This is a genomic window from Nitrospira sp. (genome assembly GCA_029194675.1).
In the GTDB taxonomy this organism is placed as follows: domain Bacteria; phylum Nitrospirota; class Nitrospiria; order Nitrospirales; family Nitrospiraceae; genus Nitrospira_D.
The window spans coordinates 426,570-452,230 of the sequence record JARFXP010000003.1; the positions used below are offsets into that span (position 1 = coordinate 426,570).

A 25,661-nucleotide genomic window follows, 5' to 3' on the forward strand; every position below is an offset into this window, starting at 1 on the left:
CTTTGCCTCCGATTCCGCCGGGCGAGTGCAGTTTTCAAGTTTATCGTCCTAATCCATTCGCCCCGAGCTCGTCGGCAAGCTCAGAGCAGGCATGTCGAAGGGGGGACGGGTTCTGAGAGATGCGGTTTACGGCTGCAAGGCGAGCGTGATGCGGATCGCCTCTTCGACGGTAGCCAGCTCTTCTTGGCTCAATGTGTCGATTCTCGATTGCAATCGTGATTTATCCAAGGATCGGATCTGGTCGCCCAATACACGAGCCGGCCTGCCGTTGACGACAACCATGGCTTCACCTGGATACAAGGAATCGACATGGCTGGTCAGCGGCAGGACCACCACGCGAGAGCCGAAGGTGTTGCAGGAATTGTTCGAAACGATCACCGCGGGTCTGGTCTTCTTGATTTCGGACCCAACCGTAGGATCCAACGCAACCCAGTAGACATCCCCTCGACGGGGTGGCTTCCTCAGTTTGGCCACCCTTCGCCCTCCGTGCTCTGCCAGTCATCCCCCAGGTCTTTCCGCCAGCGTTCTTTCCGGGCGGCACGGTAGGCTTCGTCAAGGGCCTTCTTGTCCGGATGAAGTTTCGCTCGAACGGCGGAGGAGATGAACGCACTGAGCTTCTTCGGAGGCACTTCCTTCTTGAGCCTCGCGTAAATATCCTCATCCATCGTGATGTTCAATCGGACAGCCATCGGTCCTCCTGCTAAGGCAATGCTGTATTGTATACAGGATGCATTTTTCTGGCAAGACAACTGATTGCGGCGATCGAGTGGCTGGGACTCACCCTGTTCTGAAAATGCCACCGTACTTAGGCGGCTGGCTCAAGGATCACGCGATGGCCCAAGCGCTCCAACTGCTTGACGTGCCGGCGGGTGGCCTGCTCTCGATCCCGTTGATCGAGGTAGGCAGCGCCCACCTCGTGGTAGGGCACACGGTCCTTCAGCATGTGATAGACGACTACGAGGATCGTATGCCCGACTGCCACCACCGCTTTCTTGTGCCCGCGATGCCGCATGAGGCGCCGGTAGCGAGCGGCGAGCCGACTGTCTTTGACCCGAATCGCGGCCAAGGCGGCTTCCGTCAACGTGGTGCGCAGCCAGCGGTTGCCCTTGCGGGGCTTGCCGCTCTGCCGCTTGCCCGCACTCTCGTGGTGCCCCGGACAGATGCCCGTCCAACTGCTGAGATGGCGATCCGAAGGAAAGGAGGCCATGTCGACGCCGATCTCGGCCACGATCCCTTCAATCGTGCGCTGGTTCACCCCCGGGATCGCATCCAGCGGGGCCACCACCTCTGCAAAAGGGCGGAGCTGCTCCTCGATGCGCTGGCTCAGGCGTTCAATGGCCTCCTCCAGATAGTCCAGATGCGACAGGAGTTCACTCACCAGGAACGCATGATGCCGACGAAAGCGGCCGGTCAGAGCCTGTTGCAACGCCGACAGCTTGGCGCGCAAGCGCCCCCGGGCCAAGTCGGCCAACACCTCGGGGTCCGTGGTACCAGCGACCAGCGCGTCCAGCATCGCCCGGCCCGACACGCCCAGGATATCGGTGGCGACCGACGCCAATTTCACGCCGGCATCTTCCAGGACCTTGTGCAGCCGCTGGACTTCGCGGGCGCGTTCCTGAATGAGCGTTTTGCGGTAGCGCGTCAGATCCCGGAGCTCCCGGATCGGGGCCGGCGGCACGAAGCTGCCCCGCAGCAGCCCATGCTCCAGCAATTGCGCGATCCAGACGCCGTCTTGAACGTCGGTCTTGCGACCTGGCACGTTGCGCATGTGAGCAGCATTGACCAAGAGACACGTGAAGGCCTCTTCGAGCACGTAATAGATCGGCTTCCAGTACACCCCCGTGCTCTCCATGGCCACGTGGGTGACCCCGTGGGTGGTCAGCCAATCCCGCAACGTCAGCAACTCAGCCGTCGTCGTGCCAAAGGTCCGCACGTGCTGGAGGCGTTCGCCCCCTGGCCCTGCCACCCGCACGCACACCGCGACGGTCTCTTTGTGCACATCCAGTCCCGCGCATCGCTCGAGTACTCGCTCCATGGCCTCCCTCCTCCTGATAGGGGTCAAGGCCGTGGCCTGGAGGCGCCTCCTGTTCACGACTCTGTTCTGCGTGCTCGTGGCAACAATGCGGGGTGCCGAAAGCGCCCGCGGCAGACTAATCGCGGACTCGTGGTACCAAGGGTACCCGCCGTTGACCAGGCCACGGTGCTTATCAGAATAGCGCATGTTCATCATGCGGGGTGAGCCATCGCTCATGAGGACTAATCCGAAATAATTTTGACGACAGATCGCATAAACACTGCGGGTGACGTGGCGAACGGGGCGAACTTCCCACCCTCCCAACCCTGCCGCGCCGAGACGCGGCTTCCAGCAAGCGCGCGCAACGGAAGGGCCTCACTGGGGGATGGGTGGAGTGAGCACGGTGGGGCTGTTCGCCATGACAGGACCCGCGGAATAAACCAATAGACGAATTTCTATTTTCGGATTTAGGCTAACCAATGATCATCAGCGATCGGAAGGGATGTTGCTGTCCGAACTTACCATCCGCTGCAACTCGGCGAGGCGATTCAAGGCATCAAGCGGTGTCATAGAGAATAGGTCGATCTGCTTGACCTCCTCAATGATGGGATGAGGCTGGGGAAGGGGATCTGATGTTGGTGGGGGTTGTTCTTGAATCAACTCGGAACGAGTCGACTCCGGTTGTTCAAGTTGCGACAACACCGCTTGGGCGCGATGAATCACGTTGGTAGGGAGCCCTGCAAGTTTGGCCACGTGGATGCCGTAACTCCGGTCGGCTTTGCCCGCCACGATTTTTCTCAGAAACACGACGTCTCCGCCGCGTTCCTGAACGGCCACGCGATAATTCTTGATTCCGGTCCGTTGCTGCTCCAGCTGTGTCATCTCATGGTAATGGGTGGCGAACAACGTGCGTGCGCCTAATCGCGCACGGTCATGGATGTGCTCTGCGATCGCCCAGGCGATGCTCAAGCCATCGTAGGTGCTTGTGCCGCGACCGATTTCGTCCAGTAGAATCAGGCTGCGTTGAGTCGCGTTCTGGAGAATGTTGGCTGTCTCGACCATTTCCACCATGAACGTACTCTGGCCTCCCGCCAGATTATCCGAGGCTCCCACTCTGGTGAAGATGCGATCGGTCAATCCGATCTGCGCTTCTGCGGCTGGTACGAAGCTGCCGATTTGAGCCATCAGTACGATCAGTGCGACTTGGCGAAGATAGGTACTCTTTCCCGCCATGTTCGGCCCGGTAATGATCAACAGCCTGTTCGTTTCCAGATCCAGGACCGTGTCGTTCGGGACGAACCCCGAATCGGTACAGAGTCGTTCGACCACTGGGTGGCGACCCTCCTGTATGGTGATGGCGCCTCCTTCCGTGACCGAGGGCTTGCTGTACCGGTGCAGGGCGGCGGCCTCGCCCAATCCGGCTATGACATCAATAAGGGAAAGGATGGTCGCCATGGCGTCTAATCGATGCGCTTCATTGGCCAGCCTTGCACGAACTTGAATGAAGATCTCCTGCTCACGAGCGAGCAACTTGACGTCGGCCCCGGTGACACGTTCTTCCAACTCCTTCAACTCTGCGGTCATGAACCGTTCGGCATTGACCAGGGTTTGCTTGCGAATATAGTCGGCGGGGACACGAGCAAGATTGGCTTTGGTGATCTCGATGTAGTAGCCGAACACCTGGTTGTAGCGGATTTTCAACGATTCTATGCCCGTTCGTTCACGCTCCTGCGTCTCGAGTGCGGCGATCCAGCTTTTCCCTTCCTTGCTTGCTTTACGCAACTCGTCGATTGCCGGGTCATAGCCGTCTTTGATGATATTCCCATCGCGAAGGGAGAGCGGAGCATCAGGTCGGATGGCTTCCTCGATCAGGTTATACAGATCTTGGCCGTTATCCCATGACGCCCGTGCATCGCAGAGTAGCCGGCTCTGGAGCGGTGCCAGCTGGGCAAAGATCTCAGGGAAAGCTGAGAGAGACTGTTTGAGGGCAAGCAGTTCTCGTGGGCCGGCCAAACCGAGTACGATGCGACTGCCGAGTCGAGCAATATCCTGGATCTCCCGCAATCCCGTACGTAACGCAGTCCGCACCTGCATCCTGTCCTTCAGTTCTTCCACGGCATCGAGGCGAGCGTTGATTTGGTCACAACGCACCAACGGCCGTACCAGCCACTGTCGAAGGAGTCGACTTCCCATGGCGGTGGCGGTTCGATCCAGCACGGTCAGGAGCGTTGCAGACTTCAAACCAGAAACAGTTTCGTTCAACGCGAATGGCTTGAGAAGTTCCAGGTTGCGGATCGTCACTCCATCCAGGTGCATGTACTCGCTATTCTGGCGAACAGTGAATCGCCGAACATGATCCAGAGGAACCGTCGGTTGAGTCTCGCGGAAGTACGACAAGACTGCTCCAGCAGCACGGCTGGCATCTGGGAAGTCGGCACAGCCCAAGGTTTCCAAGGTTTGCACGCGGAAGTGGTCGGTCAAGGTGCGAACAGCCGATTGATGGCTGAACGATGCCGGTGGTCGTTCACACAGGCGCGCTCCTGCTATTTGCTCGATCCAAGGGGAGCGGCGGTCTGCGGGGAAGAGAACTTCCCGAGGATCCAACCGAGCGACCTCGTTCAACAGTTGTGGGGACGCGTGGGGACCGTGAAACTCCATGCCCCAAAATTCCCCCGTTGACACCTCCAGGACCGCTAGGCCGATCGGTGATCCTCGATCGGAGTCTGATCCAACGGAGAGGGCGGCGAGATAGTTCAGCTCGGAAGGGGCAAGGAATTCTGTGTCTACGAGTGTACCAGGAGTATAAAGCCTGACGACCTCTCGCCGTACCAGGCCTTTTGCTGCCTTGGGATCCTCAACTTGCTCGCATAACGCGACGAGACGGCCTGCCTTCAAGAGCTTTGCGATATAGCCTGTGGCGGCATGATAGGGAACGCCACAAAGCGGAACAGGATGGACGCTGTTCTTGTCGCGAGAAGTGAGGGCGATCGATAAGAGTCGAGACGCCTCCTGTGCGTCCTCGTAGAACATCTCATAAAAATCTCCGACGCGAAAAAACAGGATGGCTTCAGGGTATCCCTGTTTGATGTCCCGATACTGCCGCATGAGCGGGCTCGGGGTTGAGTCACTCATCACCGAAGTCCCTCGAGGATTCCATTTGAGTGGGACTCTGAGTCCGTCCAGAGATTTTTTCAAGAGATTGCCTGAGTCGCTCCAAGTTCACTTCAGCTTCCTGTAAGGACTTCGTTTTTCGACGAAGGTCGATACGCGCACGGACCCAGGGAGGAAAAAGCAGAATGACCGCGACCAACAGGCCGATGACAAAACCGGCCATGATGGGCTTGTAAATAGGTGTTGAAGCTTCGAGCAATCCAAAAAAATAGCGGAGGGTGACTTCCTGTTCTTGGTTTTGAAGGAAGAAGGCCAACGAAAGGAGCAAAAGAATGCCGACCAGGATCAATCGAGTCATCGCGACGAAGTCTTTCTACCAGCCTGGAGGCTTGCTCTGACTGATCGTGAAGCTGGACGCACGATGTTCTTGATTTGAGCGAGAAGTGAGCGAGAGCGTGAACCTCTTGCTTCCAGCCGTACTGCTCTGGTCGTCCTGGTCCGATGGGCAAACTTCACTTCCAGGCGGTCCTCCGGGAGTACTCGGGGGAACCGGTCCGCCCACTCAATGGCGACGACCGCATCGTCCGTAAGGTAGTCAGCGAGTCCGATCGACTCGATTTCCTCAGGTCTCCGCAACCGGTACAAGTCGACATGAATGACAGGAAGACGCCCCTGGTATTCATGTACAAGCATGAAGGTCGGACTCGTGACGGATGTATCGGGCGCACCGAGCCCGGCAACAATCCCTCGGACCAGTACCGTCTTCCCAACGCCCAATTCACCGATCAAGGCGAGCACTTCCCCTCCATGGAGCAGCCGGCCAATGGCATATCCGAACGATTCTGTCTTGCCGGGAGATGAGAGAATAAGATCCAGAGACCTGATAGATGGAGCCATGGGAACGTCGTCACAGGGGATCGTTCCGTATTGCATCGGTCTTGTGTGATGGAGCCTGATGTATGAACTTGAGGGCATAGGGAATCTCCTCGATCACGTCCCCCGCGATCAACCCGGCCTGCCCCATCTTGGCTGCAGCCAAATCGCCGGCGGCTCCATGCAGGTATGTCGCTGCACAGGCAGCCTCCCAGGTGGCTAGGCCTTGGGCTAAGAGTCCCACCACCATGCCGGTTAACACATCACCTGTTCCTGCCGTTGCCATCCCTGGATTCCCGGTAGGGCAAATCGCAACGGCTCCGTCCGGACGGGCGACGACGGTTCGGGCACCTTTCAACACAACGAACAAGCCTCGCTCTCGGGCGAACCGGGAGGCAGTACCGATCCGATCGCTGTTGACGGTCTGCGGCGTGGCGTCTGCCTCCAGTCGCGCCATCTCTCCGGGATGCGGCGTGATAATCGGCGGTGTCTTGCAAGATGCCAAGAGAGCGGTCCGCCCAGTCAACGCGTTCAGGGCGTCTGCATCCAGAACAGCCGGTCGATCAAGTTGTTTCGTCAAGCCCTGGACGAGTTCAACCGTTTCCGGATGGGTGGATAATCCTGGACCGATGGCGATAGCGGTTCTCGCCGTCATGAAGGCGACGAGCCGATCCAATGCAGTTCGTGCAAAGGTACGCGCTTTGGTTTCAGGCATCGGAACCGTCATCGCCTCCAGCAGCTTTGCTTCCAATATATCGTTGACACTCGTAGGGATTGCGACGGTCACGAGCCCCGCGCCGACACGCAGCGCCGCTCGCGCGGCCATGGCGGCTGCTCCGGTTTTTCCAACGGACCCGGCAATAATGCCGGCATGACCAAACGAGCCTTTGTGATTCGATGGCTGCCGTCTCGGCAGGTACGTTCGCACATCGTGCTCTGTAATCAGAGTCGTTCGGCTCTCGACCGCGTCAATGTAAGCCGGCGGAATTCCGATGTCGACAATGGCCACCTCGCCGGCCAGATCGATCCCGTCGCTCTGATAGAGGCCTAACTTCGGCAGTCCAAAGGTCACGGTAAGGGAGGTACGAACAGCTCGACCCAGGATAGTACCGGTATCAGCATGGAGGCCCGACGGTAGATCGACAGCCACCACGGGACGGTCGGTTTCGTTGATGCTGTCAATGGTCTCAGCATAACGTCCGGTTACAGCAGAGGAGAGTCCTGTCCCGAGGAGCGCGTCGACGAGGATATCACTGTCCTGAAAAAGTGCCTGCGTCTGAGCCTTGGACGTGTATAGACGCACGGAGGATTTCCCTGCGCCACGGACGAATTGCCTATACATCGTTGCAGCGTCACGGCTCAGTTCGGAGATGGGTGCCATGGCGAGCACGCGCACGTTCGCATGGCGTCGACGAAGTAGGCGAGCGGCGACGAATCCATCCCCCCCATTGTTGCCTTTGCCGCACACAACGGTGACCGTCTTGCCCCGCAGGGGTCCCAACCGCTGTTCAAGGCAAGACACGACGCCGGACCCGGCACGTTCCATCAACGTGGCCGCTGGGATATGAGCCTCCGAGATCGTTCGGCGGTCGAGCTCCTGCATCTGTGCAGCGGTGATGATCTTGGTCATGGTGAACCGAAGGTGATGAACGGACCCAGCAGCTCGATGGCATCAACCGAGCAAGGTCTTCATCTCTTTCACGGCCTGTACGAGACCGACGAGAACCGCCCGTGCGATGATACTGTGCCCGATGTTGTACTCGACGATTTCGGGAACATGCGTCAGGCGTTTGATGTTGTGGTAATTCAGTCCATGGCCGGCATTCACTCCGATCCCGAGCTTGTAGGCCAACTTGGCGGCGTGGGTGATCGCCTCGAATTCCGCATCGGCTTCCTTGGAGCGTGTGGCATTCGCGTAACGGCCGGTATGCAACTCCACGAAATCAGCCGCAATTTTGTGCGCGGCCCTGATCTGATTCAGATCAGGCTCGACAAAGACGCTGACCGGAATCCCTCCGTTATGCAACAGAGTCACAATGCTCTGAATTCGGTCGCGTTGTCCAACAATATCAAGCCCACCTTCAGTGGTGAGCTCCTGTCGCTTTTCCGGCACCAACGTGACGAGGTCGGGCTTGATGCTCAGGGCGATCTTCGCCATTTCACCGTCGGCCGCCATTTCAAGGTCGAGCTTTGTACGGGCAATCTCGCGAAGAAGGTGAAGGTCTCGGTCTTGGATATGTCGACGGTCTTCCCGCAGATGAACGACCAGGCCATCGGCTCCTGCCAGTTCGACAAGAACAGCCGCCGCCAAGGGATCCGGATCGGCTCCTCCACGTGCCTGCCGCAACGTCGCCACATGGTCGATATTCACACCAAGCCTGGCCATCCCTCTCCTTTATTCAATCAGCCTGATCACAACCTGTGAAAAAAGCTAGATCCGGCAATCAAGCGGTATTAGTAGCAGAAAGGAACGAGATGGGGCAAGGACGGGTTCGCCGATAGACGAAGGACTGGATGAAGAGCTTCTGTCCTTGGCAGTTTCGGAACCACGTGGGAATGAGGTAAATTGACTCGACCAAAGCCCTCAATTAGAATATCTTGAATATCCGCTTTCCACATCCCTTCGCTCATGTATCGCGATGAGTTAGTTTGGGAAATATCGAAAAGGGGTCAAAGGAAGTTCATGGGGTTGGGCGAAGGTTTTTATCGAATCAAGCGGCTCCCTCCGTATGTCTTCGCGCAGGTTCAATCCCTCAAGCTTGAGGCTCGGCAATATGGCGAAGACATCATCGATTTTGGGATGGGCAATCCCGATCAACCGACGCCGCCGCATATCGTCGAGAAGATGATCGAGGCTGCCCGCAAGGGGAAGAATCATCGTTACTCGGCCTCGCGCGGCATCACGAAACTGCGGCACGCGATTTGTGCGTGGTACAAGAGAAACTACGATGTTGACCTGGATCAGGAGACCGAAGCCATCGTCACCATCGGATCGAAAGAAGGGCTCGCTCACCTGGCCTTGGCACTGATCGGCCCAGGCGATGTCGTCCTGACCCCGACGCCGACCTATCCCATCCACATGTACAGCTTCATCATTGCCGGTGGTGAAGTCCGTGGCATCGAACTCCGCCAGGACAGCGATTTCTTCGAGGATCTGACGCGCGTCTATCGGCAGACGTTTCCGAGACCGAAGATCCTCGTGATCAATTTTCCCCACAATCCCACCACGGCCGTGGTGAATCAGGAGTTTTTCAAGAAGATCGTGGCGTTTGCCAAGGAGCACAACGTCATCGTCATCCACGACCTCGCCTACGCCGATCTTGTGTTCGACGGCTATAAGGCACCAAGCTTTCTTCAGATCCCGGGCGCCAAAGACTGCGGGGTAGAGTTCTACACGTTGTCCAAAGCCTACAACATGCCCGGCTGGCGGGTGGGCTTTTGTGTGGGCAATCGAGAGGTCGTCGGAGCATTGGCGAAGATTAAAAGTTACCTCGACTATGGTATTTTTCAGCCTCTTCAAATCGCCAGTGTGATCGCTTTGAACGGCCCTCAGGACTGCGTCAAGGAGACGGTTCTACGCTATCAGAAACGCAGAGATACGCTGGTGGGCGGGCTGAATCGGATCGGATGGCAGGTCGCAAAACCGTTGGCAACGATGTTTGTGTGGGCACACATTCCCTTGCCCTATCGCCACATGGGGTCGTTGGAGTTTTCGAAACTCTTGCTCAAGGAAGCGAAGGTCGCGGTCTCGCCAGGAATTGGATTCGGCGAAGGTGGCGATGAATACGTACGATTTGGACTTGTGGAGAATGAACATCGAACCAGGCAAGCCGTCCGAGGAATTCGCAAAGCCCTCAAGCTTGATGGGGACGAAGAATGAGGTCGCGCATCGGAGTCGGGATCGTCGGGTTCGGCACAGTCGGCACGGGCGTGGCCAGGGTCCTTCTCAACAATGCCGCCCTCATCAGCCGTCGCATTGGAGTGCCGATCGAGCTTATCAGGGTGGCGGATGTGGACGTGGCTAAAGATCGCGGGGTGACATTGGCTCCGGGGGTCCTCACCACAGAGGTCGATCGTGTCCTGACCGATCCAGACATCGATATCGTAGTCGAACTGATCGGTGGATACGAGACAGCGAAACGGCTCATCCTGGATGCGATCGCCGCCGGGAAGCAGGTCGTCACGGCAAACAAGGCGCTCCTAGCCCTTCACGGAGAGGAAATTTTTGAAGCCGCCACGCGCAGAGGTGTGGACTTGGGGTTTGAAGCCAGCGTCGGCGGCGGTATCCCGGTGATTCGGTCGTTGACCGAGGGGCTCGCGGGTAATACGATCGAGTCCATCTACGGAATCATCAATGGGACGTCCAACTATATATTGTCGAGAATGACCCATGAGGGACACAGTTTCAACGAAGTCCTCCAGGAAGCACAGCGGGCCGGGTATGCCGAAGCCGATCCGGCTTTTGATGTTGCCGGGACCGATTCGGCGCACAAGCTTGCCATACTGGTCAGTCTGGCGTATGGAACACCCGTCAATTTCAAGGACATCTACACGGAAGGGATTGCGAACATCACACCGACCGATATTGCCTACGCAAAACAGTTTGGCTATACGATCAAATCGCTCGGTATCGCGAAGCTGGTGGACGGTGAAATTGAGGCTCGGGTTCATCCCACGATGCTTCCGTCCACCTCGCCCATCGCTCAAGTCGAAGATGTGTACAATGCCATCCAACTCGTCGGCGATGCCGTCGGTGACGTGGTGCTGTACGGCCGAGGAGCCGGATCAATGCCGACCGGGAGTGCCGTGGTGAGCGACGTGATCGCGATCGGCCGGAATCTCGTTAAAGGAGCGGTCGGTCGGGTACCAGTGGCGTCGTTTCAGCAGGATCAGCGACGACCGCTCCGGCTGAGATCGATGGAAGAGATCAGCTCGATCTATTATCTGCGGTTTACAGTGGTCGATCGCCCGGGTGTGTTGGCGCAGATCGCGGGTGAGTTAGGGCGTTGTGGGATCAGTATATCATCGATGGTGCAACAAGGACGCCGCGAAGGCCAGACGGTGCCGGTGGTCATCAAGACACATACCGCGAAAGAGCGCGATGTGCAAACTGCGCTTCGTGAAATCAACCGGAGCCCCTTCGTCTCCGAACCGACCACGCTCATTCGCGTCGAAGGCAAGGATGAGTGATCGATGACTCGTTGGCGTGGAGTGATAGAGGAATACCAAAAATTCCTCCCGGTCACCGAGAAGACGCCGGTTATCAGCCTGGGAGAGGGTAATACCCCTCTGATCAGAGCCACAAGGTTGGCGAAGGCGATTGCGCCGGGAGTCGAACTCTACCTGAAGTTTGAGGGAGTCAACCCCACCGGCTCGTTCAAAGACCGCGGTATGACACTCGCCATTTCGAAGGCAGTGGAAAGCGGAGCACGGGCCGTCATGTGCGCGTCGACCGGCAATACCTCCGCATCCGCTGCCGCCTACGGGGCTCGTGCCGGGTTGTCCGTGTACGTGTTGATTCCTGCCGGTAAGATCGCCATGGGGAAGCTCTCTCAAGCGATGATGCATCAGGCGACGGTTATTCAGATCGAAGGGAACTTTGATCAGGCTCTGGCCCTCGTCAAAGATTTTTCGGCGTCGCTCCACATCGAATTAGTGAACTCGGTGAATCCGTACAGAATTGAGGGTCAAAAGACCGCGGCCTTTGAGGTCTGTGATCAACTGGGCGACGCTCCGACTTTTCATGTCCTACCGGTCGGAAATGCGGGAAATATCACCGCCTATTGGAAAGGGTACCAGGAGTATCGTGCGGCGAATCAGATCACGCGGGCGCCACGCATGATGGGTTTTCAGGCCGCAGGTGCGGCGCCGATTGTGTTGGGCAAAATCGTCGAACAGCCCCAAACCGTCGCGACTGCCATTCGAATCGGCAATCCCGCCAGCTGGTCCGCGGCGTTGAGAGCGATGGAGGAATCGACGGGTGCGATCGATATGGTCACAGATGAAGAAATTCTTCAGGCCTACCGGGCCGTGGCGGCCACGGAAGGAGTTTTTTGCGAGCCGGCTTCCGCTGCGTCCGTTGCCGGCGTCACTAAACTGCATCGAACCAAGATTCTACGGGAGGGAGTAACAGTCGTATGCACGCTCACAGGGCATGGTTTGAAGGATGCCGATACGGCGATCAGCGTGTCGAAGCAACCGGTGACCGTCAAGGCAACGCGCGAGGATGTTGCCCGTCTCTTGAATGTCTGAAGGACGTGTGGACCTCATGAGATATGTGATGGTGCACGCCGGCGGGATGGCGGACCGTCCGAGACCGGAACTCGGGGGACGCACACCGCTGCAAGCGTCAGCGACCCCCAATCTCGACCGCCTTGCGCAAATCGGAGAACTCGGTCGGCTGCTGACTCCTATGGACGGAGTTCGTCACGGGAGCGGAGTGATCGGGGCCGCGATTCTTGGGTATGACCCGCGGAAGTTTTATCCAGGTCCTGGGCCGCTGGAAGCGGCGAGTTTGGGCGTGTCCGTGGCGGAGCATGATGTCGTGTATCGCTGCACAATGGTGACGCTGAAGCCTGAGGGGGGGAAGGGTGGTGACATCAAGAAATTGGGACCGCACGTGATCATGGACGATGCAACCGCCGGGTTGATCGAAACGGAAGAGGCCCGCGAATTGATCGAAGCTATCAACGAGCAAGTCGGCTCGGAAACCATCCAGTTTTATCCAGGCGCCGGTCATCGTCATCTGATGGTCTGGGTGGACGGGAAACCGCGCGCCCTGTGTACTGATCCACAGACGATCCTCGGTCAATCCATCGCGGATGCCTTACCAACGGGGGATGGGTCGGATATTCTCCGGAAGCTGATGGATACCGCCCATCTTACCTTGCGTGATCATCCGGTGAACCATGAGCGGATCGCAGCGGGGAAGAAACCGGCAAACTGTGTCTGGCTGTGGGGTGAAGGGCGAGCGGTCATGTGGCCGAGCTTGGCGGAAAAATATGACATCGTAGGGTCGATGGTGGCGACCAGTGACGTCTATCGTGGTGTGGGGATGAACGCGGGGCTCGAAGCAGTGGATCCCGATAGGCTGGCCGACGGCGATCTCCGCACCAAGGCGGCGGTGGCACTGGAGGAATTAGCCAAGAAAGATTTTGTGTATGTGCATGCTGAATTGACGGACGAGGTGATACACGGGACTGATATCAAGGCGAAGGTCCATGGCATTGAAGAGTTTGATCGCAACCTGGTAGGACCGTTGGGCGACGGTTTGGCCAAACGAGGTCCCTATCGTTTCCTCGTCATCTGCGATCACGCGGAAGATCCGCAGAGTCCGGCATTCTATGCGTTTGGTGAGGAGGGAGTGAAAGGATCGGAGACAGTCGGTCGTCGCTTCACCGAGGCCGATGCGCTCGCCGTGAACATGCCGGCTCGTGATGCGACCAAGTTCGTGCACAAGTTCTTCTCCAAAAGCTGAGACCCATGGCGCTGGTCGTTCAAAAGTACGGAGGGACTTCCGTTGGAACGATTGAGCGCATACACCGTGTTGCCGACCGGGTGGCGCAGACGCAGCAGGAAGGGAATCAGGTCGTCGTCGTCCTCTCGGCGATGAGTGGGGAGACGGATCGGCTGATCAAGCTCGCACATGAAGTCACCACTGTTCCGGACGAACGCGAATTGGACATGCTGCTCTCGACAGGAGAGCGGATCACCATCGCGCTTCTGTCGATGGAATTGCGTGGACGAGGGATCAATGCCAGGTCCTTTACGGGACGCCAGGTCGGCATCATCACCGATAGTGCCCATACCAAAGCACGGATAGCACGAGTCACGGCTGATCGCATCAAGGAGGCCTTGAAGCAGGGCGTCTTACCGGTCGTGGCCGGATTCCAAGGGATCAATGAACAATCTGACGTGACCACCCTCGGCCGCGGAGGGTCCGATCTCTCTGCCGTTGCGCTGGCGGCAGCATTAAAGGCCGATCGGTGCGTCATCTTCACCGACGTCGATGGTGTCTACACGGCCGACCCCAATATTGTGCCGGCTGCGAGGCGGATCGATAAGATTGCGTATGAAGAGATGCTGGAAATGGCGAGCCTCGGTGCAAAAGTTCTGCAAACCAGATCCGTCGAGTTTGCGGCCAAGTTCAATGTCCCAGTCGAAGTCAATTCCAGCTTCAAAGAAGGAAAGGGCACGCTCGTGACGAAAGAAGATGCGGACATGGAAGCGGCGGCCATCGCCGGCGTGACCGGAGACCGTCATCAAGCTAAGATTACGGTCGTCGGAGTGCCGGATAAACCCGGGATCGCTGCGAGAATTTTTGGCTCTGTCGCGCAAGCTCATATCAATGTCGACATGATCATCCAGAACATGAGCCAGGCCGCCCTGACGGACCTCTCCTTCACTGTGCCGCGCGCCGACCTCAAGAAAGCCGTGCCGATCATTCAATCTGTGGCGAAAGACATCGAGGCGAAATCGGTTTCTGTGACTGAAGCGATTGCCAAAGTCTCGCTTATCGGGGTGGGCATGCGGTCGCACTCGGGCGTGGCGGCGAAAATGTTTGAGGTGTTATCCCGCGAGGGGGTCAATATCATGATGATCAGTACCTCGGAGATCAAAATCTCCTGTGTGATCGATGAGAAGTATCTCGAACTGGCCATGCGCTCTCTTCATTCGGCATTCGATCTCGATCAAGCCCAGTCCTGAAACGGTCAGGCGAAGATCTGGGACTCGACGAGCAGCGTTCGTTTGCCAAGCTATTGGGGTGTGGTCCCCCTGGGTGACTTCGTCGGTTTAATCAGTGAGTTCAAGGTTCTTCGCGTGCTGCAGTCGGACGAGGATCTCAACCGTTGCTATATAGTATCGGCTCTTTATTTCATCAAGGGGGGTTCAATTGACTGAGCAGAGGACGATCGCAGCATGTTATAAAGAAGATCACGATCGGCTGGATGAGTTGTTCAAGATCTTTCAAGCTTCGAAACGCTCGGACTTTGCCAAGGCCAAAGAAGCCTTCAAGGAATTCAAAATCGGTCTCCAGCGGCATATCGTGTGGGAAGAGGAGCTGCTGTTTCCGATGTGGGAAAAGAAAACCGGTATGATCGAGGAGGGGCCGACGCCCGTGATGCGATTTGAGCATAGCCGGATCAAGCAGCTGCTTGACGCGATTCACCAAAAGGTGGAAAGACAGAATCTTGATACCGATCAGGGCGAGCAGGCGCTGGTCAACCTATTGAGCTCTCATAATAGGAAGGAAGAACGGGCACTCTATCCTGCCATCGATAACGTCACCAGCACGGACGAACGCGCAACCGTCTTCGGCAACATGAACAGCATTCCAGAAGACCGGTACAATAGCTGTTGCAGTCAGCACTGACGCTCATCTCGTAGAAGGGAGAGGCCGCATGAGATGGGCTAGGAGTCAAACTGGGTCAAGCGCTCGAACGATTCTCACCCGTGATCTGCTCGTCAAACTGACGGCCTCCTTCAGCCTGCTCTTCGTGGGGAGCCTGGAACTGGAGCTGCTGTCTCCATCCGATTACGCCCGGGCCGAGTCCTCGACCTCACAACCGACCGTCAAGTTAAAGGGCAATGTGATGCGGGGGCGGGAGATTTTCAACGGCAAAGGCGTCTGTTACTACTGTCATGGCATCGATGGGTATATCGGGAGAAGGCCTCGATTGGAAACCGACACTGCCGCGCTCATCGCGAGGCTGAATCCTCCGCCTTCCGATTTGCGGAATCCCGAGGCTCTGCGGCTGAAAACCAACAAGGAACGAACACGCACTATCAGAGAAGGCCATCCCGGGACCGGCATGTTCCCGGACACCACCATGACCGATCAAGATCTCGCCGACACGCTGCTCTACCTCGCGCTCATCAGAAAAGATCCCCACCCGGGGCAGTAGAGTCAGATAAGGTGTTCCATTTCTTACTCACGCCCGCTATTTTCACTTCCCTTAGCTTGCGATATAATTGATCCGCAGGAAGTGTGAAATATGCCCAAACCAATCCCTTCTCCACCCCTTGGATTCGACGAGCTGCCTATCGATGAACAAATCGATTTTGTGCAGTCTCTGTGGGATCGCATTGCAGCAACTTCCGAGCAGGTCCCTGTCCCTGATTGGCATCAAAGAATCATTCGTGAAAGACTAGCGTCATATCGGACAAATCCTGACGCAGGTCGATCATGGGCGGACGTTCGCACAGAAATCACAAACAAGTTGCGCGATCGCTGATCTGACGGATGGCACGGCGACGCGTCGTCATGTTCGAATGAAACGAAGCCGCTTTTGGATGAGATGTTTCTGCTCTGTCAATGTTGCCTTGTCGGTTGGAAGATCAAAGAACGAAGTAATATTTCCGAGATTGGCAAACTTATGACCATGGAAAACATGGAATTCTAGCAAGGCTTCAACGTAACGCTTTAGCTGGTATAGGAGTTTCGTGATCTCTTCATTCCGTTGGTCCATATGAACGGCAGAGTTTCTGTAATCACGTAGGTGGTGCAACACTTCTTGATGAAAGTCGCGATCTGACCAAACTGAGACGGCCCGAGTAACGGTCACTTTATGGGAGTCTTTAATTGTTGTTCTGGTCAGGTACTCCAATAAGCTCCAAAGCTTGAGGAATGCAGTTTCATGGTTTCTTTCGTCGAGGGCAACGGCATACCGCCTAAAGGCTTCCTCCATAAATGTTCTCGAATGAGATTTTGACAGTCGCTTTCTGACCTGCCTCTCGAAGCTTCTGAGCGAGTCCCAGTTTCTTCGGAGATCCATCGGTGATACCGGCTCAACGTAAGTCGGATCATACCAGAACGGGTCTGGAAGGCGTTTCCCATTCGGATAATGGAGCGAGTGTAAGGGGCCTAACAATATCTTATTGATAGGATCTCTTTTCTTTGCGTGGAGTACGACGTGGCGCTTTCTGTTAAGGGCAAAGTTCCAGATCCCTCTCAGAAGGTCAATGGTATCAAGTGCTACAATTCCAGCCTCTTCTGGGGACCGGCCCCGCGTCATTATCTGAATGTATGAGTATGCTGTTGGTAATTCGCGATTAAGGAACTCACGGCCCAGTTTGAGAAAAACATCTCTTTGAATCTTAGAGCTGAGGTGGCAAGAGAAAATTATGCGGGTATCATTTAAGCCCACACTCTCGCGAGCTGTAGGTATGTGGAGGGAGATATCACTGACCAGTAAATACTCCTTGATAGGCTCTCGCATGTACGCTTGCTCTAGTTTCGAGATTTCTTGCAGGAGTGCTGACTTCGTAAGTGTTTTGGACTTAGCTACGATGGCGATCCCCTTGTGAACAAACTGCCTCTTGTAGAGATCGGGAAAAGGAAAAACGAACTTGAGGGATGAAAGTAGAACGGTCACGTAGTCGTTAAACTCAAATCCAGTGAATGACACCTCCCCATTTTCGGATGTTGACTTAATCTTCTCTAAGCCCGTAGTGATTACATCTGGGTTATAACCACTTTTCCAATCTGCACACATATATGGCCTTATCAGCTAGATTTGTAGGTTGCTGTGAGCATTGAGTTTATCTCCTTCCTCGTATCCTCGCATCCACAATTCGGCAGCCTTGGCCTGGTGGGAGGGCGAAGATCGGATTCAAGTCGAGTTCGCTGATCTCCGGAATTTCTTCAACGAGGCGAGATACCCGTAACAACGTTTCTTTCACGGCTTCAAGGTCGGCCGGTGGACGTCCCCGTTAGCCGGTGAGCAGGCGCTAACCCTTGATTGCTCGCACCATGTCGCTCGCATCCTGGTCAGTCAGCGATGCGACACGGAATTGCAGATCCCTGAGAATTTCCACATGCATGCCGCCGAGGCCGAACGCGACCACTGGGCCGAAGAGCTGATCGCGAATCATGTCGATCCATGAGCAAGATCAAAAGTTGAGTCAGAAATCGTTCGTAGTAGTCATGTACCATACCGGGTCTGCATACTCACTAGCCGCGCTGCTCGAGCTGGTGCACTTGGCACATAAGGAAGCGGTCCGTGAAACATAGGCGCATTATCGTCACCCACTACGGAGGACCCGACGCCCTGCAAGTGGTTGAAGAAGAGTGCCCAGAGCCGAAGCCCGGTGAAGTTCGAGTCCGAGTGCTGGCCGCAGGGGTGTCCTTGCCCGATCTGATGATGCGGGAAGGCATCCATCCTGAGACTCCCCCGCTGCCCTTCACGCCAGGGTGGGACCTGGTTGGTATGGTGGATCAGCTCGGTGAGGGCGTCTTCGGACTCGAGCCAGGGCAGATCGTGGCCGCGCTGCCGATCAGCGGCGCATACGCGGAATTCGTCCGGCTACCGCAACGTGAACTGGTGCCGGTGCCATCAGGGTTGGATGCAGCCGAGGCTGTCAGCATCGTGCTGAACTACATCACGGCGTACCAGATGCTGCATCGCTCCGCTAAGGTCAGATCGGGCCAGCGTGTGCTGATCCACGGCGCGGCAGGCGGCGTCGGCTCGGCCCTCTTGCAGCTTGGGCGCCTCACCGAGCTGGAGCTATACGGGACCTGTTCAGTGCGAGGGGCGTCGGCCGTTTCCGATCTCGGCGCGATCCCCATTGATTACGAGCATCAGGACTTCGTAAAAGAAATCCACCGCCGGACAGGCGAGGGCGCAGACGTTGTCTTCGACGGCATCGGTGGCACCCACATCTGGCGTTCCCGTGAAGCTCTGCGTCCCGGCGGGACGGTCGTAGCCTATGGCCTGACTGGCTCGCTCCATGGAGGCCGCTTGGCGTCCGGTCGTTCAGGCGGTCGTCATCGCTTTCGTGCAATCGCCATCTTTGGGCTGTACATTGCCGGTGGCTGGTTTCTCCCGGGTCGAAAACGGGTTGTCCCCTATAGTATCCAATGGCTCAAACGACTGAAACCGTTATGGTTTCGACAGGACTTGCTCACTCTGTTCGACCTGCTCCAACAGCAAAAGATCAAGCCGCTCATCGCGCAGCGATTCCCGCTTGCCGAGGCCAGACAGGCGCAGGAGTCGCTAGGGAAGGGCGGCGTAACAGGTAAGATCGTCCTCGTCCACAAGGGATCATTGCTTGCATCACGAAGTGCATAACAACCACGCGTAATGCTAAGGCTCCACGCCGGTGAAGATGTCACGCGTCGGGCACGCTGAAAGACCAAGGAGAAACTTTGTTCGCTGGGCACGTCGGAGTGGCATTAGTGATCGGGCGCGTTGAGCGACGCGTGAATGTCGGTATCTTTGTGACTGCGGCACTCTTGCTCGACTTCGTCCTGTGGTTATTTATTCTCCTCGGATGGGAATCGGTGAATATTCCCGAAGATTATTCCACCACACACCAACCCCACTTCGTGTTTCCCTACTCCCACGGTCTCTTGGCAGCGGCTGGCTGGTCCATCTTCGCCGGAGCACTTGCCTTGCCATTGTACTCATACCTCAAGGAAGCAAGCCGGTGTATCGCCGCCCTTGTCGCTGTGGCAGTCTTCTCACATTGGCTGATCGATGCGCTCGTCCACCGGCCCGAAATGCCGCTGACAACCAGCACCTCCCCTACAGTGGGACTTGCCCTCTGGAACAATATGCCAGTCGCCCTCGTGGTAGAAGCCGTCCTGGTCGCACTAGGTCTGTGTTTCTTTCTCCAGCAAAGCAGACTCGCGCGTGGCAAGTCCATTGCTCTCGGAGTCCTCATCCTTATCGTCCTCATGTTCACTGTCATCGGGATGACGGTTGTCCCACCACCGCCCTCAGCATCGGCAATGGCCGTCAGCTCATGCGTGACACTTGTGGTGGTGTGCGGACTGATCGCTTGGCTAGGAAGATTACCGCGTGACGAGCGGACCTAGCGCTGCGTTAAAGGTGAGTCGGCATGATTGATTCGTATCCTCGCATCCACGATGCGGCAGCCTTGGCCCGGTGGAAGGGCAAAGATCGGATTCAAGTCGAGTTCGCTGATCTCGGGAACTTCCTCAACGAGACGAGACACCCGTAATAGCGTTTCTTCCAAAGCTTCAAGATCGGCCGGTGGATGTCCCCGATAGCCGGTGAGCAGGCGGTAGGCTTTGATTCCTCGGATCATCTCTATGGCGTCGCGATCGGTGAGCGGCGTGATGCGGAACTGGACATCGCCAAGAATCTCTACGTGGATCCCACCGAGACCGAACGCAATCAAGGGGCCGAATAGGGGATCGTCAGTGACTCCGATCATCACTTCCACGCCACCGGTGACCATCGGCTGCACCAGTGCTCCTTCCATGGCATCGAGCTGGCCGGTCTCGGCGAGTCGCGTTTTCATCGAGTCAAACGCTCTGCGAACCGCCGCTTCGTTCGTGAGATTCAACTGCACGCCGCCGATCTCAGTTTTGTGCACAATCTGATGTGAGGCCAGTTTGACGGCGACCGGATAACCGGCTTGATTCGCCAAGGCTGCTGCTTCGTCGGCTGTTCTGGCCACTCCGCCAGTCTGCACAGGCAGCCTGATCGCACTCAGGACGTTTCGTGTTTCTTCTGTCGTCAACCAGCCGGCTTCTCGGCGCGAGAGAGCTCCTGCATAGATTTCCCGCACGACTGAAAAATTCAGATCATCGAAGTCGGGCACCATCCCGGGCTGTCGTTGTCGCCATTCTCCGTAAGAGGCCGCTTTGCTGAGTACCAGTGCGGGGACCTCTGGCAAATGGTAGGCCGGAATGGTTTCAGTTTGGTAATGAAACGTACGCTCCATATCACCTTCCGCCATCCAACTGAGAAGCACGGGCTTGGCCTTCGCGCCTGCTCTGCGACCCTTATCAATTCCAGCCAGAATACCGTGGGCGATGCCGGCTGTGTCCGCCACAGTCACGGACATATAGAGGATGATCAACGCGTCGACCTCGTCTGCCGCCAGCATTGTTTCGATCGCCTTCGCATACTGATCCGGTGTGGCCGATGCGATGAGATCCACGGGATTGTTCAGAGCGGCGACGGCCGGAAGAAAGGAGGCGAGAGTGGCCTTGGTCCGGGCCGATAGTTCTGGAACCACCAAGGTGCCTGCCTCACAGGCGTCCGCGCAGAGGATGGCGGGTCCTCCGGCATTCGTGACGATGCCGACTCGGCGTCCAGGCGGGAGCGGTTGAGCCACAAGTCCGGTTGCCAGCACCAACATGTCATCGAGCGTCTCGGCGCGAATGACACCGGCTTGACGAAACAACGCCTCAACGGCCACATCACTCGCCGCAAGGGCCGCCGTATGCGAACTGGCGGCACGACTCCCTGATTGGGTGCGTCCCGCTTTGACTGCAACGATCGGTTTACGGTGACTCACCCTCCGTGCGATGCGGGCGAATCGGCGAGGGTTGCCGAATGATTCCACGTACAAGAGGATCACATCGGTTGCAGGATCTTCCTCCCAATATTGGAGGAGATCGTTGGTAGAAACATCGGCCTTATTGCCGACGCTGACGAACGATGAAATGCCGAGCTGGACACGACGCGCTCCGGCGAGGGTGGCAAGGCCCAACGCGCCGCTTTGCGACGACATCGCTACTCGGCCTTGAGGCGGAAACAGCGAGGTAAAAGTGGCATTGAGCCTCACGGTCGGATCCGTGTTCAATATCCCGAAACAATTGGGGCCGATCATGCGCATGCCGTGCTGCCGGACCTTCGCGACCAACTGCCGCTGAAGGGTCGATCCCTCTGAGCCCACTTCCGCAAATCCAGCCGTAATGATGACGCAGGCCCTAACTCCTTTTGCAGCGCACTCATCGATCACAGATGCTACGGAGTCTCGCGGGACGGCAATGACGGCAAGATCGATTGGTTCGGTGATCGCGAGTAATGAAGGAGAAACGCTGACACCGGCGATTTCGGTCGCATGAGGGTTCACAGGATATACGGCACCTCGAAACCGATTGGCCGTCAGCGCTTCGAGGAGACGATAACCTATACTTGTTGGATCGCGTGACGCTCCGATCACCACTACAGACTGCGGCTGGAAAAACGGTCGGAGGGAGGCGATAGTGGCGAGGCGTTCTCGTACTTCCGCGCGGGCCACAGTGACTTCCGTTGGAATCAGCGACAATTCCACTTCCATATCTTCGCCTTCGTAGCCTTCATGGGTGGTAAACCCCGATTCTCGAAAGACTTCTCGCATGGCCAGATTTTCAGCATGGGTTACGGCCCAAAGCTTGGTAAACCCGTAGCGGATGGCCGGCAGGGCAAGCCGTTCGAGAAGCAGTGTGCCTAGGCCCTTTCCATGGAAATCATCATCCACGGCCATTGCCACCTCTGCCGTCTGCTCGTCCTTCGCCCAGTAGGACCCTGCGGCAATAATGCGTTGTTCTCCCTCCCTTGCTCGTGTCACGATCAAGTTGAGCTGGGAATGGGGATTGGAAGAGTCGCAGAGGCTTGCGACGGCGTCGGCTGACGGCATGCTTTCCGAAAAGAAGCGGTGACGTCTCGACTCGGGTGACAAGCGGTTGACGAACTGTTGCAACAGCGTCGCATCAGCCGGTTCGGCCGTTCGGATGGCGGCGGTTGTTCCATCGCGCAGGATGAGCGAGCCGGAGACGACATGATCGGCCTTCAAAGGCGGAATGTAGAGAGGGCGAACGGATCTCATCCCACTCCGGGGGCTTGAACGTGAAGGAAACAGCCTCTATGACTAGCTGGTGATGTCGGATGGTGACACGGATCGGATATACGACAGCACATCCAGCATTTGTTGATCAGTGAGTTTGCCGCGAAAGCTGTGCATGGGGCTGAACAAGACGCCATTCGAAATCGCGATGAGCAGCTCCCAATCGGTTTTCGAGCGACTGAGCTGAGATCGAAGATTGGCAGGCGGGACAATGAGATCCTGGCTGTCTGGGCCATTTCCATCCAGTTTGGCCCCATGGCAACGGAGACATTGTTGCTCATACACGATCTGTCCGGTTTTCGAATCCCCTCGGATCACTTGAGCGAAGACCACCGAGGTCAATGCGGATATGAGCATGAACGCAGCGATCAGTACCTTTTTCATGTACAATCCTTTCATCTCAAGACGAGGACCGGACAGGTCACATGATGCACGACGGCGTGGGACACACTCCCCAAGAGAAAACGAGAAAGGCCCTTGCGTCCATGGGAGGTCACGACCACCAAGTCCCTACCCTTCGCCTCCTGTTCAATCACCGATGCCGGATTACCCGTGGCGACCTTCGTGCTCACCGTATAGCGAGGGTTTAAGAGTTTGGCGGCGGTCGAATTGACGAGTTCGTCCGCATAGCGTTCAGCGCCCTCCCACCATGTTCCGGTTCCCAGCGCGTCATAGGGATCGTTGACTCCGATCGGAACGAGTGCATGAAGCACACAGAGCTCCGTGGGATCGGCAAAGGGATGTTGTGTAAGCCATTTCGCGATTCGGTCGGCGTCGTCTCGATCCTCAATGGCGACAAGTACCCGCTGAACCTTGCGAGCGGCTCCTCTGACGATCAGAATCGGACGAGAGCCGTGCATGAGCACACGATGGGATACGCTTCCAAGTACAACCTCTGAAAGACGACTTCGTCCGCGCACGCCGACGACAATCAAGTCGGCTGAGAGGTTGTCGGCGCTGTCGAGGATGAGTTGGGCAGGACTGCCGATTTCGTTCACCTTCCTGATCGACGTCACCTCGGCCGGTACCATGGCGGCAGCACGATCCAGCAGTTGACGTCCCGAATCGACCATCGCATTGCGGAAATCGTCGTACCCTTGCACGTTGCTCGCTTGAGCGACGAACGGATGTGTCAAAATCCCTAAATCGACGGCATGGACCAGCGTGACATCGGTCGGATGATAGAGTTGACACATCTGGGTAACGGCGGCGAACGCCTGATCCGACCAATCGACGCCGATGACGACTCTCATGGCATGACCTTTCCAGCCCAAGATCTATACGGAGGACTGCGACCTCTCGCTCATCCCTTCCTCAGCCAGGTTCAAATACTCCATCACATCGTGATCGCTGACCTGAGCGAAGTCGATATAGTGGTTGCCCACAGCCCAAAACGGGTCCGGCGTGGCAAGGACGACTAACTCATCCACCTGCGTGCGGGCCTCTCGGATGGTATCTACCGGACCAACTGGAATGGCTCCAATCAGGCGGCGTGGTTTGAGATGTCTGATGGATTGAACGGACGCAAAGAACGTGGAACCGGTGGCGATGCCGTCATCGACGAGAATGACGACGCGGTCGGCGAGCGTGGGCAATCGCCGGCCTTGTCGATAGAGGTTTTGCCGTCGAACGATCTCCTGCTGCTGCACCTGAATAGACGTCTGGAGGTCAGATCGTGAGAGGTGAAACGCGGCCATCGCCTCGGGATTCAGGTACACAGTCCCTGTCTCTCCCACCGCCCCTAATGCATACTCGGGATTATCAGGTGCTCCCAGCTTTCGAGCGATGAAGACGTCCAATGAAAGGTGTAGTCCCACGCTCAGTTGGTACCCGATGGCCACACCACCGCGTGGAAGCGCTAAGATGATGGCTGTCGGTTCGTCACGATACCGGATCAATCGTTCGACGAGCCGTCGACCTGCTTCTTCGCGATTCCTAAACGTCACGTGTTTTTCTTCCGCTCATTGGAGCTCATGGGTCTACATCAGACCGCTTGTCACGCCGACACCGATCAGGAACATTGCCAGAACGATCAGGATGGCCATGAGGAGCAGATGGTGGTGCGGCCGTACCTCATTCTGATTCCAATGGACTTCCCAGGGAACTTCCAGGTAACGAGGATGACGAAACATGATGCCCCTCCTTTTCCCAATGAAAGCTGGGGGTGAGGGTTCAGGCAACCTTCACTTCGATCGCTTTGGGCTTGGCCTTTTCCGTCTTTGGAAGATGGACTTTCAACAGACCATCCTTGTATTCGGCATTGACCTTGGACCCATCGGCGTCTTCGGGAAGGACAAAGCTCCGCAGAAAGCTGCCGTACGCCCGTTCCACGCGGTGATACTTCTTGCCCTTTTCTTCCTTCTCGTATTTCCGTTCGCCGCTGATGGCAAGGACATCGTCATGGACGTTGATTTTGATCTCTTCCTTCCTTATTTCGGGCACTTCCGCTTTGATGACATACTCCTTCTCGTCTTCCGAGATATCCACCAGCGGCGACCATTCCGCGACAGTGATGGCTTCCTTCTTGTCTCCGGTAGAAACCGGTGTCCGACCGAAGAAGCTTGAGAGTCGTTTCTCCATCTCCTCGATTTCCTTGAACGGATTCCATCGCGTCGTGGGTTCCCATCTTGTCAGTCCGCTCATAACCAGTACCTCCTTCTTGTGTAGTTTCTGAAGCCTGCCGTCAATCCGATGCCGCTGCATCGATGGTGCCAAGATCGCACGGTCCTACCGGGTCCTCTTGAAAACCGATACGTTAGATGATCGGTGCCCGTCCGTCCTCCAAGGAAAGGAGAGCGGGTCTGTGGCATTACGGGTCAGGTACTCCTGAGCACCTGTTGCTTCTTTCGACATCACTGAGAGTGAGCTTGTTCCAAGCGTTCGCCGCCATCTCAACAACAGGTCTTCATAAGACTCCATCGCTGCTTTGTTCGGCGAAGATCAAATCACACGAGAAATAAAACGAGAGCGGAGGTAGGTCCAGAGAGCTGTTTGTGAAAGGTGGAGGTCTTGGAGGGGTTTTAGGCTTCCCGTTCGGTACCGGCGGGCTTGCTCACCGCCCCAACGCTCGACCTCG

24 protein-coding genes and 1 pseudogene are annotated in these 25,661 nt (G+C 56.8%); 9 read left to right on the top strand and 16 right to left on the bottom strand.

Annotation, left to right across the window (positions count from 1 at the left end; all coding sequences use genetic code 11):
* Nucleotides 1-126: 126 nt before the first annotated feature.
* From P0120_16965 to P0120_17000, 8 genes are all read right to left on the bottom strand, one after another.
* Entirely contained in the window at nt 127-474 is a 348-nt protein-coding gene (locus P0120_16965; protein ID MDF0676002.1) for a type II toxin-antitoxin system PemK/MazF family toxin, read from the bottom strand.
* The gene (locus tag P0120_16970; GenBank protein MDF0676003.1) at nt 462-689 is read right to left on the bottom strand and encodes a hypothetical protein; all 228 of its coding nucleotides are present in this window, start codon (nt 687-689) and stop codon (nt 462-464) included. Before P0120_16970 ends, P0120_16965 begins: the two co-directional genes overlap by 13 nt.
* Nucleotides 690-805: 116 nt before the next feature.
* Complete coding sequence (locus P0120_16975) at nt 806-2,338, bottom strand: IS110 family transposase (GenBank protein ID MDF0676004.1); 1,533 nt, start codon at nt 2,336-2,338, stop codon at nt 806-808.
* 162 nt (nt 2,339-2,500) lie between these two features.
* A complete protein-coding gene (gene mutS / locus P0120_16980; GenBank protein ID MDF0676005.1) occupies nt 2,501-5,146 on the bottom strand; it encodes a DNA mismatch repair protein MutS in 2,646 nt (881 codons plus the stop codon).
* A complete protein-coding gene (locus P0120_16985) occupies nt 5,139-5,483 on the bottom strand; it encodes a LapA family protein (GenBank protein ID MDF0676006.1) in 345 nt (114 codons plus the stop codon). Before P0120_16985 ends, mutS begins: the two co-directional genes overlap by 8 nt.
* On the bottom strand, nt 5,480-6,022 hold the full coding sequence (gene tsaE, locus P0120_16990; protein ID MDF0676007.1) for a tRNA (adenosine(37)-N6)-threonylcarbamoyltransferase complex ATPase subunit type 1 TsaE: 543 nt from the start codon (nt 6,020-6,022) through the stop codon (nt 5,480-5,482). Before tsaE ends, P0120_16985 begins: the two co-directional genes overlap by 4 nt.
* Nucleotides 6,023-6,032: 10 nt before the next feature.
* Nucleotides 6,033-7,628: an NAD(P)H-hydrate dehydratase gene (locus tag P0120_16995; protein MDF0676008.1), complete on the bottom strand. Its 1,596-nt coding sequence runs from the start codon at nt 7,626-7,628 to the stop codon at nt 6,033-6,035.
* 42 nt (nt 7,629-7,670) lie between these two features.
* Nucleotides 7,671-8,384 carry a pyridoxine 5'-phosphate synthase gene (locus tag P0120_17000; GenBank protein MDF0676009.1) on the bottom strand — a complete coding sequence of 238 codons (714 nt, stop codon included), beginning with the start codon at nt 8,382-8,384 and terminating at the stop codon, nt 7,671-7,673.
* A 297-nt stretch (nt 8,385-8,681) separates the two neighbouring features.
* Between P0120_17000 and alaC the strand changes: the two genes are divergently transcribed.
* The 7 genes from alaC to P0120_17035 all read left to right on the top strand — a co-directional run bounded on the left by alaC (nt 8,682) and on the right by P0120_17035 (nt 15,903).
* Complete coding sequence (gene alaC / locus P0120_17005; protein ID MDF0676010.1) at nt 8,682-9,878, top strand: alanine transaminase; 1,197 nt, start codon at nt 8,682-8,684, stop codon at nt 9,876-9,878.
* Nucleotides 9,875-11,188 (top strand): homoserine dehydrogenase, encoded by a 1,314-nt coding sequence (locus tag P0120_17010; GenBank protein ID MDF0676011.1) that lies wholly within the window; start codon nt 9,875-9,877, stop codon nt 11,186-11,188. The genes alaC and P0120_17010 overlap by 4 nt, the downstream gene beginning before the upstream one ends.
* 3 nt (nt 11,189-11,191) lie before the next feature.
* The gene (gene thrC / locus P0120_17015) at nt 11,192-12,250 is read left to right on the top strand and encodes a threonine synthase (protein MDF0676012.1); all 1,059 of its coding nucleotides are present in this window, start codon (nt 11,192-11,194) and stop codon (nt 12,248-12,250) included.
* A 16-nt stretch (nt 12,251-12,266) separates the two neighbouring features.
* Nucleotides 12,267-13,475: a 2,3-bisphosphoglycerate-independent phosphoglycerate mutase gene (gene apgM, locus P0120_17020; GenBank protein ID MDF0676013.1), complete on the top strand. Its 1,209-nt coding sequence runs from the start codon at nt 12,267-12,269 to the stop codon at nt 13,473-13,475.
* Nucleotides 13,476-13,480: 5 nt separating this feature from the next.
* Entirely contained in the window at nt 13,481-14,704 is a 1,224-nt protein-coding gene (locus tag P0120_17025) for an aspartate kinase (protein MDF0676014.1), read from the top strand.
* A 187-nt stretch (nt 14,705-14,891) separates the two neighbouring features.
* Nucleotides 14,892-15,371 carry a hemerythrin domain-containing protein gene (locus tag P0120_17030; GenBank protein ID MDF0676015.1) on the top strand — a complete coding sequence of 160 codons (480 nt, stop codon included), beginning with the start codon at nt 14,892-14,894 and terminating at the stop codon, nt 15,369-15,371.
* 28 nt (nt 15,372-15,399) lie between these two features.
* Nucleotides 15,400-15,903 carry a cytochrome c gene (locus P0120_17035; protein ID MDF0676016.1) on the top strand — a complete coding sequence of 168 codons (504 nt, stop codon included), beginning with the start codon at nt 15,400-15,402 and terminating at the stop codon, nt 15,901-15,903.
* A 357-nt stretch (nt 15,904-16,260) separates the two neighbouring features.
* Here the strand turns inward: P0120_17035 and P0120_17040 are convergent, their stop codons facing one another.
* The gene (locus tag P0120_17040) at nt 16,261-17,493 is read right to left on the bottom strand and encodes a hypothetical protein (GenBank protein MDF0676017.1); all 1,233 of its coding nucleotides are present in this window, start codon (nt 17,491-17,493) and stop codon (nt 16,261-16,263) included.
* A 46-nt stretch (nt 17,494-17,539) separates the two neighbouring features.
* Nucleotides 17,540-17,872 (bottom strand): annotated as a pseudogene (locus tag P0120_17045) (acetate--CoA ligase family protein).
* A gap of 128 nt (nt 17,873-18,000) precedes the next feature.
* On the opposite strand from P0120_17045, the gene P0120_17050 reads away from it, so the two are divergent.
* Nucleotides 18,001-19,068, top strand: a complete 1,068-nt coding sequence (locus P0120_17050) for a medium chain dehydrogenase/reductase family protein (GenBank protein MDF0676018.1) — start codon at nt 18,001-18,003, stop codon at nt 19,066-19,068.
* Nucleotides 19,069-19,145: 77 nt separating this feature from the next.
* The gene (locus P0120_17055) at nt 19,146-19,817 is read left to right on the top strand and encodes a hypothetical protein (GenBank protein ID MDF0676019.1); all 672 of its coding nucleotides are present in this window, start codon (nt 19,146-19,148) and stop codon (nt 19,815-19,817) included.
* Here the strand turns inward: P0120_17055 and P0120_17060 are convergent.
* The 6 genes from P0120_17060 to P0120_17085 are packed head-to-tail and all read right to left on the bottom strand — an operon-like array spanning nt 19,814 to nt 25,228.
* The gene (locus P0120_17060) at nt 19,814-22,567 is read right to left on the bottom strand and encodes a GNAT family N-acetyltransferase (GenBank protein ID MDF0676020.1); all 2,754 of its coding nucleotides are present in this window, start codon (nt 22,565-22,567) and stop codon (nt 19,814-19,816) included. The two genes, P0120_17055 and P0120_17060, sit on opposite strands and share 4 nt — an antisense overlap.
* A 42-nt stretch (nt 22,568-22,609) precedes the next feature.
* A complete protein-coding gene (locus P0120_17065) occupies nt 22,610-22,969 on the bottom strand; it encodes a cytochrome c (protein MDF0676021.1) in 360 nt (119 codons plus the stop codon).
* Nucleotides 22,970-22,980: 11 nt separating this feature from the next.
* On the bottom strand, nt 22,981-23,838 hold the full coding sequence (locus P0120_17070; protein ID MDF0676022.1) for a universal stress protein: 858 nt from the start codon (nt 23,836-23,838) through the stop codon (nt 22,981-22,983).
* Nucleotides 23,839-23,862: 24 nt separating this feature from the next.
* Entirely contained in the window at nt 23,863-24,531 is a 669-nt protein-coding gene (locus tag P0120_17075; protein MDF0676023.1) for a phosphoribosyltransferase, read from the bottom strand.
* A 33-nt stretch (nt 24,532-24,564) separates the two neighbouring features.
* Nucleotides 24,565-24,717: a hypothetical protein gene (locus P0120_17080; protein MDF0676024.1), complete on the bottom strand. Its 153-nt coding sequence runs from the start codon at nt 24,715-24,717 to the stop codon at nt 24,565-24,567.
* A 40-nt stretch (nt 24,718-24,757) separates the two neighbouring features.
* The gene (locus P0120_17085; protein ID MDF0676025.1) at nt 24,758-25,228 is read right to left on the bottom strand and encodes an Hsp20/alpha crystallin family protein; all 471 of its coding nucleotides are present in this window, start codon (nt 25,226-25,228) and stop codon (nt 24,758-24,760) included.
* Nucleotides 25,229-25,661: the final 433 nt, after the last annotated feature.

What these genes read in the sequence shown, in the direction of transcription:
- mutS (MDF0676005.1), bottom strand. Translation starts at nt 5,146, where the DNA reads ATGAGTGACTCAACCCCGAGCCCGCTCATGCGGCAGTATCGGGACATC.
- P0120_17035 (MDF0676016.1), top strand. Translation starts at nt 15,400, where the DNA reads ATGAGATGGGCTAGGAGTCAAACTGGGTCAAGCGCTCGAACGATTCTC.
- P0120_17025 (MDF0676014.1), top strand. Translation starts at nt 13,481, where the DNA reads ATGGCGCTGGTCGTTCAAAAGTACGGAGGGACTTCCGTTGGAACGATT.
- P0120_17080 (MDF0676024.1), bottom strand. Translation starts at nt 24,717, where the DNA reads ATGTTTCGTCATCCTCGTTACCTGGAAGTTCCCTGGGAAGTCCATTGG.
- P0120_17000 (MDF0676009.1), bottom strand. Translation starts at nt 8,384, where the DNA reads ATGGCCAGGCTTGGTGTGAATATCGACCATGTGGCGACGTTGCGGCAG.
- tsaE (MDF0676007.1), bottom strand. Translation starts at nt 6,022, where the DNA reads ATGGCTCCATCTATCAGGTCTCTGGATCTTATTCTCTCATCTCCCGGC.
- alaC (MDF0676010.1), top strand. Translation starts at nt 8,682, where the DNA reads ATGGGGTTGGGCGAAGGTTTTTATCGAATCAAGCGGCTCCCTCCGTAT.
- P0120_17060 (MDF0676020.1), bottom strand. Translation starts at nt 22,567, where the DNA reads ATGAGATCCGTTCGCCCTCTCTACATTCCGCCTTTGAAGGCCGATCAT.
- thrC (MDF0676012.1), top strand. Translation starts at nt 11,192, where the DNA reads ATGACTCGTTGGCGTGGAGTGATAGAGGAATACCAAAAATTCCTCCCG.
- apgM (MDF0676013.1), top strand. Translation starts at nt 12,267, where the DNA reads ATGAGATATGTGATGGTGCACGCCGGCGGGATGGCGGACCGTCCGAGA.
- P0120_17010 (MDF0676011.1), top strand. Translation starts at nt 9,875, where the DNA reads ATGAGGTCGCGCATCGGAGTCGGGATCGTCGGGTTCGGCACAGTCGGC.
- P0120_16985 (MDF0676006.1), bottom strand. Translation starts at nt 5,483, where the DNA reads ATGACTCGATTGATCCTGGTCGGCATTCTTTTGCTCCTTTCGTTGGCC.
- P0120_17065 (MDF0676021.1), bottom strand. Translation starts at nt 22,969, where the DNA reads ATGAAAAAGGTACTGATCGCTGCGTTCATGCTCATATCCGCATTGACC.
- P0120_17085 (MDF0676025.1), bottom strand. Translation starts at nt 25,228, where the DNA reads ATGAGCGGACTGACAAGATGGGAACCCACGACGCGATGGAATCCGTTC.
- P0120_17070 (MDF0676022.1), bottom strand. Translation starts at nt 23,838, where the DNA reads ATGAGAGTCGTCATCGGCGTCGATTGGTCGGATCAGGCGTTCGCCGCC.
- P0120_16970 (MDF0676003.1), bottom strand. Translation starts at nt 689, where the DNA reads ATGGCTGTCCGATTGAACATCACGATGGATGAGGATATTTACGCGAGG.
- P0120_16995 (MDF0676008.1), bottom strand. Translation starts at nt 7,628, where the DNA reads ATGACCAAGATCATCACCGCTGCACAGATGCAGGAGCTCGACCGCCGA.
- P0120_17040 (MDF0676017.1), bottom strand. Translation starts at nt 17,493, where the DNA reads ATGTGTGCAGATTGGAAAAGTGGTTATAACCCAGATGTAATCACTACG.